Annotated in this window: 12 protein-coding genes and 1 riboswitch; of the genes, 7 read left to right on the top strand and 5 right to left on the bottom strand. The window is 38.2% G+C overall.

Annotated features, from left to right (window positions below; all coding sequences use genetic code 11):
* On the bottom strand, positions 1-887 hold an 887-nt coding region (locus ACESK1_RS01295; protein WP_372917115.1), incomplete at its 3' end, for an ABC transporter substrate-binding protein.
* Positions 879-1,105: riboswitch (cobalamin riboswitch) on the top strand. It overlaps the preceding gene by 9 nt.
* Before the next feature lie 34 nt (positions 1,106-1,139).
* Here ACESK1_RS01295 and ACESK1_RS01290 point away from each other — a divergent pair.
* Positions 1,140-2,969, top strand: a complete 1,830-nt coding sequence (locus ACESK1_RS01290; protein WP_372917113.1) for a TonB-dependent receptor plug domain-containing protein — start codon at positions 1,140-1,142, stop codon at positions 2,967-2,969.
* A 3-nt stretch (positions 2,970-2,972) separates the two neighbouring features.
* Positions 2,973-4,049 (top strand): YncE family protein, encoded by a 1,077-nt coding sequence (locus tag ACESK1_RS01285; RefSeq protein ID WP_372917111.1) that lies wholly within the window; start codon positions 2,973-2,975, stop codon positions 4,047-4,049.
* Between the two features lie 74 nt (positions 4,050-4,123).
* On the opposite strand, the gene ACESK1_RS01280 is transcribed toward ACESK1_RS01285, so the two are convergent.
* On the bottom strand, positions 4,124-5,608 hold the full coding sequence (locus ACESK1_RS01280) for a S41 family peptidase (RefSeq protein ID WP_372917109.1): 1,485 nt from the start codon (positions 5,606-5,608) through the stop codon (positions 4,124-4,126).
* A 221-nt stretch (positions 5,609-5,829) separates the two neighbouring features.
* Between ACESK1_RS01280 and ACESK1_RS01275 the strand changes: the two genes are divergently transcribed.
* From ACESK1_RS01275 to ACESK1_RS01265, 3 genes are read left to right on the top strand one after another with little or no spacing between them, the layout of a single operon-like run.
* Positions 5,830-6,267, top strand: a complete 438-nt coding sequence (locus ACESK1_RS01275) for a hypothetical protein (protein ID WP_372917107.1) — start codon at positions 5,830-5,832, stop codon at positions 6,265-6,267.
* An 8-nt stretch (positions 6,268-6,275) separates the two neighbouring features.
* On the top strand, positions 6,276-6,803 hold the full coding sequence (locus ACESK1_RS01270; protein ID WP_372917105.1) for a DUF4252 domain-containing protein: 528 nt from the start codon (positions 6,276-6,278) through the stop codon (positions 6,801-6,803).
* A 1-nt stretch (position 6,804) separates the two neighbouring features.
* Complete coding sequence (locus ACESK1_RS01265) at positions 6,805-7,377, top strand: DUF4252 domain-containing protein (RefSeq protein ID WP_372917103.1); 573 nt, start codon at positions 6,805-6,807, stop codon at positions 7,375-7,377.
* A 55-nt stretch (positions 7,378-7,432) separates the two neighbouring features.
* On the opposite strand, the gene purB is transcribed toward ACESK1_RS01265, so the two are convergent.
* Together purB and ACESK1_RS01255 are read right to left on the bottom strand one after the other, a co-directional pair.
* Positions 7,433-8,770: an adenylosuccinate lyase gene (gene purB / locus ACESK1_RS01260; RefSeq protein ID WP_372917101.1), complete on the bottom strand. Its 1,338-nt coding sequence runs from the start codon at positions 8,768-8,770 to the stop codon at positions 7,433-7,435.
* An 86-nt stretch (positions 8,771-8,856) separates the two neighbouring features.
* Complete coding sequence (locus tag ACESK1_RS01255) at positions 8,857-9,543, bottom strand: NAD-dependent deacylase (protein ID WP_372917099.1); 687 nt, start codon at positions 9,541-9,543, stop codon at positions 8,857-8,859.
* Between the two features lie 122 nt (positions 9,544-9,665).
* Between ACESK1_RS01255 and ACESK1_RS01250 the strand changes: the two genes are divergently transcribed.
* Together ACESK1_RS01250 and ACESK1_RS01245 are read left to right on the top strand one after the other, a co-directional pair.
* The gene (locus tag ACESK1_RS01250) at positions 9,666-10,322 is read left to right on the top strand and encodes a TrmH family RNA methyltransferase (RefSeq protein WP_372917097.1); all 657 of its coding nucleotides are present in this window, start codon (positions 9,666-9,668) and stop codon (positions 10,320-10,322) included.
* A gap of 33 nt (positions 10,323-10,355) precedes the next feature.
* On the top strand, positions 10,356-10,889 hold the full coding sequence (locus ACESK1_RS01245) for an SRPBCC family protein (protein WP_372917095.1): 534 nt from the start codon (positions 10,356-10,358) through the stop codon (positions 10,887-10,889).
* On the opposite strand, the gene ACESK1_RS01240 is transcribed toward ACESK1_RS01245, so the two are convergent.
* Positions 10,886-11,641 carry a carboxypeptidase-like regulatory domain-containing protein gene (locus ACESK1_RS01240; protein WP_372917093.1) on the bottom strand — a complete coding sequence of 252 codons (756 nt, stop codon included), beginning with the start codon at positions 11,639-11,641 and terminating at the stop codon, positions 10,886-10,888. The genes ACESK1_RS01245 and ACESK1_RS01240 overlap by 4 nt on opposite strands.
* Positions 11,642-11,691 lie beyond the last annotated feature (50 nt).

Genomic DNA, 11,691 nt, shown 5'->3' with positions numbered 1-11,691 from the left:
AGGTAATTGGCGTTTGCTTCATCGATAAACCGGGCCTGCCAGGAATTGCCATAGGGCATATACCACTGGTCTTTATACATCGATCCGCTAATAACATCAGGTTGATTTTTTGCAGTTTCAGCCAGTTCTTTTGCTTCGAGATAATCATTTTCAATTTTATCAAAAATGGTGGTTGCCTGGGCGGTCTTACCGAAAAACGCTCCCATAAACTTAATCCACTCTGCCTTGCCTAATGGATTTTCTTCCACCCAATCGGCATTGAAAACCACGGGAATTCCTGTCTTCTGAATATTTTCAAAGGTTTTGTTGTTGCCATCAATGGCGAAACCGATTACAACATCGGGTTGAAGATCGATAAGCACTTCGGTATTGATATTTTCATTTTTTCCGAGCTCTTTTATTTTTCCTGAATTGATTAGCTCCCTGGTCTTTTCTGACGAAATATAATCGAGACCGGGGAATCCTGTCAATTTGTTTTCGACCTTAAGTGCTTCCAAAGCCGGAATGTGGGTCGTGGAAGTGACCACCACTTCCTCAACAGGAATCTGCACTTTCTGATCGTACTGCAAATCCTTTGGAATTTCAGCGTCTTCTTCAGTTAAAAGATAGGTGAGGTCAAGGTCTGAACCGGGCCAGGGATTATTTACTTTCACAATGCTATAACCATTAAATTCTTCAATACTGAAGCCTTTGGCATATTTAATTTCTACCGGATTACCTTCGGAAATTCGGATTGTAGAAGCATTCTTTTCCTCGCTTTTACAGGAAAAGAGCAATAGCATTGAAAAAAGGGAAATGAGATATTTCAAGATTACAGATTTGACTTCAAAAGTAAGATTATTTAAAAATTTTAGTGCTTCGCAAACATAAATGTTTATTTTTGACATTGAAATTTTGGTTTGACGCCGGAATGTACCGTCGTCGATTAAAAGGGAATCAGGTGATTTGAATCTTCAAAAATTCCTGAGCTGTTCCCGCAACTGTAAGCTAAGTTCCGTAACCGGAATGCCTGTTGTCACACTTCATACCACTGTCGCTTTGCGCGATGGGAAGGTAAACAACAAGGACGCGAGCCAGGAGACCTGCCAGAAGCATTACTAATTTAACTCTTAGACTTTCGGGATAAAAGTCGGTGTATAATGAAACTAAATCGTTATTACCTTTTATTTCTGGGATTGCTTCTAGCCGTGCCCGCATTATCACAAGACGAACCTGTGACTAGGTTGGAGGAAGTGGTTTTAAGCGATATATCTCTCAAAAGAGATTCGGGCGAACGTCGGGTAATGTTGCTGAATGATTCTATTTTAAGAGAAAATGAGCCTTCCCTTACTTCAGTATTAAAATTTAATAGTACTATCTTTTTTAGGGAAAATGGTTTAGGTGGTGTTTCTTCAGCCTCATTCCGGGGAACTTCTGCACAGCAAACCGCCGTGATCTGGAATGGGATCAATATCAATTCCCAGTTTACAGGACAAACCGATTTCAATACCATTCCCACCGGGATAGTTAATGATATTTCCATTCGGCCGGGTGGCGGTAGTGTTCTATATGGAAGCGGTGCCATTGGGGGTAGCGTTCATTTAAACAATCGCTTTAAATTTGATGGGAAATTTCATAACCAGTTAAAACTGGACTATGGAAGTTTCGAAAATTTTTCAGGAGTTTTTAAAACGGATGTTTCTTCTGAAAAAACCAGCTTTCAGTTAAATCTAACCCGGCAAAATTCTGAAAATGATTTTGAATACCCCGGGGAAAATCAATTTAATGAAAACGGGGATCTCAGAAATACCGGCCTGGGCTTATCTGTGGCTCATCGACTAAATAAAGATCATCTTCTGAAGTTTCACAGCAATTTTTACCAGGGCAAAAGAGGTTTTTCAGGAACTATTACGGCCCCGTCCAAAAGCAAGTTCGAAGATGTGAATAGCCGAAATCTTCTGGAGTGGAATGGCTTTTACGGCGACTTTAGCTCTTCGTTCAAATTAGCTTATTTAGATGAAACATTCCGGTATTTTGAAAACAGGGAAACGGAGGAACATAATTTCGGTCGTGCCAGAACCGGAATTGCAAAAACAGATCTCACCTATCTTTTTACCCGCGATCTTGAGGTTACCGGCATCCTGGAGTACCAACAAATAAAAGGAGAGGGGACCAATACCGGCAGCAATGGTCGTGATATTGGAAGTTTGGCGCTATTGCTGAAACACAGCCTGGGAGATTTAAGTTATCAGGTAAGCGCCAGAAAAGAGGCGACCAGTAATTATGAGTCTCCATTGTTGTTTGCTGTAAATGGGCTTTACAAATTTTCAAAAAATTACGAACTAAGGCTTGGAGTTTCAAAGAATTTCAGGATTCCTACATTTAACGACCTTTACTGGTATACCGGTGGAAACTTAGACTTAAAACCGGAAACTTCGCATCAGTTGGAGTTGGGTCATACATTCAGCCTGGAAAACTTCAAATTTGATCTTGCAGGTTACCTGATAGATTCGAGAAACCTGTTGCGATGGGTGCCTACAAGCAGTGGATTATGGCGACCTGAAAACACAGATGAAGTCCGGAACTACGGTTTAGAGGCCGGGTTGGATTGGAGCGAATCAATTGGCAGTCATAATTTTGATTTGAATTTAACCTACGCCTGGACACATAGTGAAAATCAGGCGACCAAAAGACAGCTCATCTACGTACCCGAGCATAAGGCGACGGCCTCTTTGGGCTATAATTTTAATCGCTATTCCGTTTTTTATCAGCTTTTGTATAACGGGAGCATTTTTACCTCTTCAGATAATAATTACAGCCTGGAGGATCACCAAGTTTCCAATCTGGGCATAGCCAGGAATTTTGGTCGAAACGATTTTATGAAGATCGGATTTCAGGTTAATAACCTCTTTGATGAAAAGTATATGAGTATGCCCGGACGACCTATGCCGGGAAGATATTTTAATAGTTCAATCACCTTTAAATTATAATTTATGAAGATCAGATTTTTTATGGCCGCAGTGCTTAGCGCTGTTTTGTTCGCATCTTGTGAGAGCGATAACGAGATAAATGAAATTCCGGAGGAGGAATTAGGTAATTATTCCGAAGGAGTTTTTGTACTTAATGAGGGGAACTTCGGTTCAGGAAATAGTTCAGTTTCCTATCTTGATCCTGATCTTGAGGAAATTCAAAATAATATCTATGCTGAAGAAAATAATGGGGAATCGCCCGGAGATACGGGACAAAGTATAGGATTTTATGGAGATTATGCTTTTATAGTTATGAATGTTTCAGGAAAAATTCAGGTGGTAGATCGTCATACATTTGAAAATATTACCACAATTGAAAGTGGATTGGATAATCCCAGGTTTATAGATTTTTCAAATGAAAAAGCTTTTGTAACCAACTGGGGAGACGGGACGGATCCCGATGATGACTTTGTAGCGGTATATGATCTGGGAAATTTCGAGTTAGAGGAAACAATTCCGGTGGAAGAGGGGCCCGAAAAGATTCTAACTGTAAACGATAAGATCTATGTCGCCCATAAAGGTGGTTTTGGATTTAATAATACTATCTCCGTACTGGATCCAAATATTAATATAATTGAGAAAACAATTGAGGTAGGAGATGTGCCTAATTCTATGGTGAGTAATGGGAATAGTTTGTGGGTACTATCTTCCGGTTTGCCTTCTTATGCGGAAAATGAAACTGCCGGAAAGATCACGGAAATAGATCTGACTATTCAGGAAGTGGTTCAGGAGTTTGAATTTAATGAAAAAGAACATCCCGGAAATCTTAATTTAGATGAGCAGGTGCTTTACTATACACTTGATGACACCGTTTATACATTAGGGCAGGGAGAGGAAAGTCTTCCTGACTCCGGAATTACTAATTTCAGCGATGAAGGTATCTTATATGGTTTTGAGGTAGCAGAAGGAAAAATCTATGCTTCCTTTGTCAATTACGACTTTACCGGGAATGGTAAACTTATCATAAAGGACAACACCGGAAATTTGATAGACGAGTTTGATACGGGTATCAATCCCAACGGAATTTATATTGTAGAGTAAATTATATAGCAGAGTAAAAGAAAAGCCCCGAAGAAATTAATCTTCGGGGCTTTATTTTTTTCTTTCATTCAATATTAGAAGTCATCTCTTTCTAAAGGAATCGGAGGAACTTCATCGATATACATCTTCTGAAATTCAGGGGTTTCAGATCCGGCCTCATCTAGAATATTAAGATCGGGGGATTTAGAAAGATAAGAAGCTTTCTTCACCCCTTTAATATCATCCAGTGCAGCAGCCAATAAAGGTTCAGAGGGATCTCCAAGAGGCCTATATTCGTTTACATATTCACGAACCTCAATATCTGGAACTAAACCATCAACATAATCGGAATTACCAAGGGCATTAGCCGATTTATAAACCAATGGTTGAATTGCATATTTGTGATCTGGATTCGCATTTTGTTTTCCAAAGTTGGGAGAGTCATAGAGCGTCACTGAAGCCTGGAACTTTCCTACGGTATTATCTCCAACGTGAACTACATCAATCCAGGCATCCAAACCGTTTATAACAAGTTCACTTGCAGAAGCACTTGACCTTCCAGCAATAATATAGACTTTCTCGAGGTTAAGGCTATTAATAAGGTCTCCATTTCCAATTTTATCATTAAATCGGTCAACCAAGTCATCGGGATCGTTTTCTTCAAAGTATGCCTGGTATGAAGCATTCCACTGCTGTTGATTGAAAATTTCTCCTTCATACTGACCAGTGATCATGCTGGATAAATCTACTGCAGTTTCAACTCTTCCGCCACCGTTATAACGAAGATCGAGGACAAGTTCATCAATACCCTCAGCTTTAAAGTCGGCAAAAGCAGCGTTAAGTTCAGGATCAAAATCGGCGGTAAAACTATTATACATTAAATAACCCACCTTTTTACCTTCCACATCCATAGTTTTAGTGATGTAAACTGGGTTTGCGGTGTACTCGGCTTTAGAAAGGTCATAAGTTTCGTCGAGATCTAGGATATCATTATTTTCAGCAAATTCAGCTTCATGCAGGGTGAAGTTTTCGGGAGAAACCAAAGAGCTGTAATTTGAAGCAGTCATTACCTGACCGTCCACTTTATTAAAGATCATTCCTCTTTCAATGCCGGCATCTGCCGCGGAAGTATTGGGTTGTACATAACGTACATAAAGTAGAACTTTTGTATTATCGTTCGGGTGATATGTAAACCCATAATTCATTCCGGTAGTAGTGCTTGTCCCTGCAAAGCGATTTTCAAGCTCGATATAATCGGCTGTCATGAAGCTAAATTTATCCTTAACACCATAATCGTAAACCAAAGCATCATAAAAGAGGTCTTCAGGAGAATCAAATTCATCAAGAAAATCGTTCAAATCAGACTGAGTTGAAAAATAATTATCAGCGAGTTTAGGGACATTCGATTTATAAAGGTAGATATTGTTCATTCCTTTATAAATAAAATCTTCTATATCCAAATTTCGATCGGGACCGGGTTGTCCTACCTCATCATCAATTACATCGTCGTCGTCCTTAGAACAGGATACGAATAGGGTGGAAGAAATTAGAAAAAGAAATAATAATCGGTAAATCTTCATAAATGTTAAGTTTTTGTGAAAGGGCTAAAAATACCTACAAAATCGTAAACTAAAAATTAATTAGTAATAAATTTTAATCATAGATTTAAGGCTTTACATGTATAAACTAACTCTTCTTAAATTAAAAATTTATAATATAATTTTACCATAAAAAAGAGCAAGGTTTATACCAAATTTAATGCGAAGTAAGAAAATAGAAGAATTGCAGACTAAAAACAATTATGGAAAGAGATAAAGTTGAGCGCTTACTGAAAAAATATCTGGCTGGTGAGACCACAAGGGCTGAAGAGAAATCTCTTAAAAATTATTTTTTAAAAAATAAAGTGCCTGCTCATTTAGAGAAATACCGGAGTCGATTTTCATTCCAGGATCAAAACCGAAAATCAATTCAATCTAGGGTTTCAGGAAAAAAGTTTTATGTTTGGAGTGGAGTTGCTGCGATAATTATCCTTGCATTGGTAGGGGTTTTTCTTTTAAAAGGGGAGTTCAGTAGCAATGATAATAGTGCTTTAGGCACCATTCATGATGAGGAAATCGCACTTGAAAAGACACAGGAAACTCTCAAAATGGTTTCAGAAATAATGAACGAAAGAAAAAAAGACCTGGGTTACCTGAAGGAATTCAATAAAACAAGAGAAAGAATAATTAAACACGAATAATTAAAGAGATGAAAAAAATAGCGATACTTTTTATACTGGGATTACTTCCAATTTTTACCAATGCTCAAGCCTTTGAAAAATATGAGAATATGAAGGAGGTTGATGCGATGATAATGACCAGTAAAATGTTTAAAATGCTGGCTAAAGTTGACTTTAGTGAAGGAGATGAGGAAGCTCAACAATATATGAGATTAATAGAAAACCTTGATGAGATAAGAATGTTTACTTCTTCTAACAGCAAAGTGAGGTCTGAAATGTCTCGGGATGTGGATAGCTATCTTAATAATGGAAGCCTGGAGCAACTGATGAGGGTAAATGAGGATGGAAAAAATATTAAATTTTATTCAAAACCCGGGAAAAATGAAAATGTAGTAAGCGAGCTCTTTATGTTCATGGAAGGGCAGGAAGATGGGGAACCAATTTCGGTGATTCTCAGTATTACCGGTGATATCGATCTTTCTCAATTATCTAGATTAACCCAGGATCTCAAAGTACCTGGCGCCGAAGAATTAAACAACATTGACAAAAAATCATAGCATGAAGCTCTTTAAATTTTTAGGATTTCCATGGATTTTTGTTGTCATTTTGACTTCCTGTGGCAATGAACCTACAATTCAGGAATATTATGTTGAAAATCTTGAAGAGAGCAATTTCATTGCCTTAGATATTCCTGCCAGCCTCCTGGCCAATAACGAAGACCTGGATGAAAAGCAAAAACAAACTCTTGAAAGTATTCGAAAAGTTAATGTTCTCGCATATCCATTAAAGGCTAATAAAGAGAAGTATGAGGAAGAAAAAGCACAACTTCAGGAAATACTTAAAAATGATGAATACCAACTTCTTATGAGATACGGTTCGGGGCTTCGCAAAGCGGAAATTTATTACACCGGTGAAGAGGATGCTGTAGATGAATTCATTTTATTCGGTTTTGATGACAGTCGGGGAGTGGGGCTTGCGAGAATTTTGGGAGAAGATATGGAACCAAAGGAAATGTTGAACCTCCTGAGATCTATGGAAAAAGGTGACTTTAATCTGGAAGGAATAAAAAATATTACCCAAATGTTTGAAGGAGAGGTTGAATTAGATATCCGTGAAGAACGCTCTAAGTAAAAAAATATGCATAAAAATCCCGCCGGGAATTAATACTTCCGACGGGATCTTATAATTATATTCCAGTATAATTCTGGGGTGTTATAGCTTTGAGTTCGTCTTTAATTTCAGCAGAAACATCCAGGCTATCAATGAATTCTGAAATGCTATCCTTGTTTATTTTCTCATTGGTACGGGTTAACCCCTTTAATGCTTCATAGGGATTTTTATAACCTTCCCGTCTTAGAATAGTTTGAATAGCTTCAGCCACAACGGCCCAGTTTGCTTCCAGATCGGCGTTGAGTTTTTCTTCATTCAGCAATAACTTACCTAAACCTTTTAAGGTAGATTTAAATCCAATAAAAGTGTGGCCCAATGGCACGCCAATATTGCGCAGCACAGTACTATCGGTTAGATCACGCTGTAAGCGGCTTATCGGTAATTTAGCTGAAAGATGTTCAAAAATCGCATTTGCAATTCCCAGGTTTCCTTCGCTGTTTTCAAAATCGATAGGATTTACTTTATGCGGCATGGCAGAAGAGCCTATTTCTCCTTTTTTTATTTTTTGTTTAAAATAATCCATAGAAACGTAGGTCCAGATATCCCTATCGAGATCAATGAGGATATTATTGATGCGTTTTAAAACATCAAAAAGAGCAGCCATATGATCATAGTGCTCTATTTGGGTTGTTGGAAACGAGTGATGAAGTCCCAGGATCTCCTCAACGAAATTTCTTCCGAATTCTTTCCAGTCAATGTTGGGATAAGCGATCTTGTGGGCATTGTAATTACCGGTAGCACCACCAAATTTTGCAGCATGAGGGATATAATGTAATTGGATAAGTTGTTCTTCCAATCTTACCGAAAATACCTCTAATTCTTTACCAAGTCGGGTTGGGGAAGCTGGTTGACCATGAGTTCTTGCGAGTAGCGGAACATTAGACCATTCCTGAGAAAGCTCCTTCAGCTTTACACGTATTTCATCTAAAACAGGAAGGTATTCATCCTCAATGGCACTTCTGAGACTTAACGGAACAGCAGTATTATTTATATCCTGAGAAGTCAGACCAAAATGGATGAACTCTTTAAAATCCTGAAGCTCGAGTTTATCGAATTTCTCTTTCAGAAAATATTCTACGGCTTTTACATCGTGGTTTGTTGTCTTTTCTATTTCCTTAACCGCCTGAGCGTCTATTGTTGTGAAATTTTGGTAAATATCACGTAAATGAGGGTATTTATCCTTCGGAAAGGAACTTAGCTGAGGTAGAGGAATATCACAAAGAGCGATAAAATATTCCACTTCAATCTTTACGCGGTATTTAATTAAGGCTTCTTCACTAAAATAAGCCGAAAGACTTTTAGTTTTAGCGTGGTATCTGCCGTCTATTGGCGAGATGGCGGTTAGCGGAGTCATTGGGTTATGTTGTTTGGATTATAAAGCCCCAAATATACTGCTTACAAATCATCTATAAAACAGCCAGGTTGATTCTTTTTAAAGCTTTATGCTGAAGATTTTATAAGCTTATTTACCAGTTTAGGAACTCCTGTTGAAGCTCTCTCTTCAATAATTGTAAGATTCTCTTCAGGAGTAATGTTGGGATTAGGATCAACAAAGTAAACTGGAATTTCCTCAGGGGAAAATTGCATTAGGCCTGCAGCCGGATAAACCTGCATTGAAGTGCCGATTATGATGAGGATATCTGCCTTAGCCGTAATTTCTGCGGCTTTTTCAAACAATGGTACGGCCTCTCCAAACCATACTACATGAGGTCGGAGTTGGTAGTTAAACTCACAGAAATCACCTATTTTAATATCCTTTTTCCAATCCATGACCAGATTTTCATTAAAAGTACTTCTGGCTTTTAAAAGTTCACCGTGCAAATGGGTAACCTTCGTACTTCCGGCACGCTCATGTAGATCGTCAATATTTTGAGTGATGATCTCTACCTCATAATATTCTTCAAGTTCAGCCAGGGCAAAATGAGCAGGATTCGGCTTAACCTCTAATAGCTGGCGGCGGCGTTTGTTGTAGAACTCCAAAACTAATTCCTGGTTGCGTGACCAACCTTCAGGAGAGGCAACTTCCATAATATCATGATTTTCCCATAGTCCATCGGCATCTCTGAAAGTGCTAATTCCACTTTCTGCACTTACTCCGGCACCGGTTAAGACAACAATTTTTTTCATAGCTAAATATTAATTAATATAAAAATAAGCACTTTTTGATAGCCCGTAGTCCAATATTAAATTAAGTAGAGAAAAAACTTAGGAAAATCATCTAATTCAGGGGTAATTTTTAATTTTGGGACATGGAAAAACAGCAGTTACTGGATCATCTCAAAAGCTTTTTAACACCTCGTCGCAACAAGCTTTTTAAGGAAGTTCTTTCAAAACGCACCAATTACTTTACGGTGGTAACCCAGGATGTTCATCAATTACATAATACCAGTGCGGTAATACGCAGCTGCGATGTATTTGGAATTCAGAATATACATGTGATAGAAGAACGACAACCAAGAAGAATCGATAAAGAAATTGCGATGGGAGCGCAGAAATGGGTTGATGTAAACCGGTATAATTCTACTAAAGATTGTATTAACAGCTTAAAGGAGAAAGGTTATCAAATTGTGGCAACTACCCCTTATGGAGATGCCCGGGATCTAGAAAATTTTGAAATTTCAAAACCATCAGCAGTTCTCTTCGGCACAGAAAAAGCGGGACTTTCTGAGGAAGTTCTTAAAGAAGCCGATGTTCGTTTAAAAATTCCCATGCATGGGTTTACGGAAAGCCTTAATATTTCAGTTTCAGCAGCGATAATTTTGCAATCCTTAACCAGTAGACTTCATCATAGCAAACAGTCCTGGGAATTAACCCCGGAAGAAAAACTGGAAATTGAATTCAATTGGGCTAAAAAATGTATAAAAAATTCAGAACAACTTTTGGAGCAGTATAAATCATCAAGATAAATTTGTTATTTTTAGCAGTTGAAGCCCCTACGTATGACCCTCTTTTTTTACCTTATTATAGCGTTAATTACTTTTTTCGCTTTTTTACATGCTTATGCTAAAAAATCATATGACCTAAGCCGTACAATGGTAATCAATGCCTCGAGAGCAGAAATATTCAATTATGTAAGTCAGTTAAAAAAACAACCTTATTGGGTACCGTGGTTTAAGAAAGATCCCGATGCACTCCTGAAATTTAAGGGTGAAGACGCTAAAGAAAGTGCCGGTTTTTACTGGAGAGGAAATAGAAAAGTAGGGGAGGGAACCCAAAAAATTATAAAACTGAAACCAATGGCTATTATGGAGACACGCTTATTATTTGTTCGTCCCATAAAACTTAATTCATTAACATACATTGCTATTAAAGAACTGGAGCCTAACAAATCTAAAATAGTGTGGGGAGTGCGTGGATTGCTTCCTTTTCCTCTTAGTATAATGTCAATCTTTTATAGTGTAGATAAATTGTTGGGGAATGATCTCGAAAAAGGGCTTGTAAATCTTAAAGCGATTTTAGAGAGTAAAAATTAATTTCGCTGCAGTACTTTGTACTCCTCATAGCAACCGCTAATCGCATCCAGGATCTGTAGATCATTAGCTGTACGCATAAAATCCCGGGAATAATTACATCGGCCTAAGATCTCATCGATTTCAACTTTATTTATCTGCAGCAGGGCCATAAGAGTTTCACGATCAAATTTATTGCGCAGGAGATTCCTTATCTCATCATCTTGCTTCATTTGTCGTAGTTTCCGCATCTGTTGCGGTCTTTTTCCGAAGATATTATTGACGAGGTCTGCCGGGTTAAATAGGGAGCCTAAAACCTTTGATACTGCGCTGGGTGAACTTGTACCTGCCTCATAACCGGTATTTAAACCAGAAATACTGTAGCGCTGATTCTCGTAAATAGGGATATTCCTGGCATCGATTTCCAGGTATCCGGTTAAAGTAACCGAACTTACAACAACTTCCTCCAGGGCAATTCCCAGTTCGGTCATTTTCACTTTCACGTTCCCGTATTTCATCCAATCGTTGGTAACACGAACTTTTATGGATTTAAATCCGAGGTAAGTAAAATATAGGGTATCGTTTACTTTTGCTGGTAACTCAAACTTACCATCCTCATCGCTTACTGCGCCTTTAACCTGATTAAGATTCACTATATGAACCCGTTCTATTGGTTTGTCATCGGCGGCATTCATCACCGTACCCGAAACCACGTCCTGTGCAGCGGCATAAAACCCAGTAAAAAAGAGTAAAAAAAAGAAAAAGTTATACTTCATAATAATTGGCGCCTAAAATATAAAATACCCATAAAAAACAATGCCAGTTT

This window comes from Salegentibacter sp., assembly GCF_041642575.1.
In the GTDB taxonomy this organism is placed as follows: domain Bacteria; phylum Bacteroidota; class Bacteroidia; order Flavobacteriales; family Flavobacteriaceae; genus Salegentibacter.
This window is presented reverse-complemented; position numbering and strand designations above follow the sequence as displayed.

What these genes read in the sequence shown, in the direction of transcription:
- ACESK1_RS01280 (WP_372917109.1), bottom strand. Translation starts at nt 5,608, where the DNA reads ATGAAGATTTACCGATTATTATTTCTTTTTCTAATTTCTTCCACCCTA.
- ACESK1_RS01255 (WP_372917099.1), bottom strand. Translation starts at nt 9,543, where the DNA reads ATGAAAAAAATTGTTGTCTTAACCGGTGCCGGAGTAAGTGCAGAAAGT.
- ACESK1_RS01245 (WP_372917095.1), top strand. Translation starts at nt 10,356, where the DNA reads ATGACCCTCTTTTTTTACCTTATTATAGCGTTAATTACTTTTTTCGCT.
- ACESK1_RS01250 (WP_372917097.1), top strand. Translation starts at nt 9,666, where the DNA reads ATGGAAAAACAGCAGTTACTGGATCATCTCAAAAGCTTTTTAACACCT.
- ACESK1_RS01290 (WP_372917113.1), top strand. Translation starts at nt 1,140, where the DNA reads ATGAAACTAAATCGTTATTACCTTTTATTTCTGGGATTGCTTCTAGCC.
- purB (WP_372917101.1), bottom strand. Translation starts at nt 8,770, where the DNA reads ATGACTCCGCTAACCGCCATCTCGCCAATAGACGGCAGATACCACGCT.
- ACESK1_RS01275 (WP_372917107.1), top strand. Translation starts at nt 5,830, where the DNA reads ATGGAAAGAGATAAAGTTGAGCGCTTACTGAAAAAATATCTGGCTGGT.
- ACESK1_RS01265 (WP_372917103.1), top strand. Translation starts at nt 6,805, where the DNA reads ATGAAGCTCTTTAAATTTTTAGGATTTCCATGGATTTTTGTTGTCATT.
- ACESK1_RS01270 (WP_372917105.1), top strand. Translation starts at nt 6,276, where the DNA reads ATGAAAAAAATAGCGATACTTTTTATACTGGGATTACTTCCAATTTTT.
- ACESK1_RS01240 (WP_372917093.1), bottom strand. Translation starts at nt 11,641, where the DNA reads ATGAAGTATAACTTTTTCTTTTTTTTACTCTTTTTTACTGGGTTTTAT.
- ACESK1_RS01285 (WP_372917111.1), top strand. Translation starts at nt 2,973, where the DNA reads ATGAAGATCAGATTTTTTATGGCCGCAGTGCTTAGCGCTGTTTTGTTC.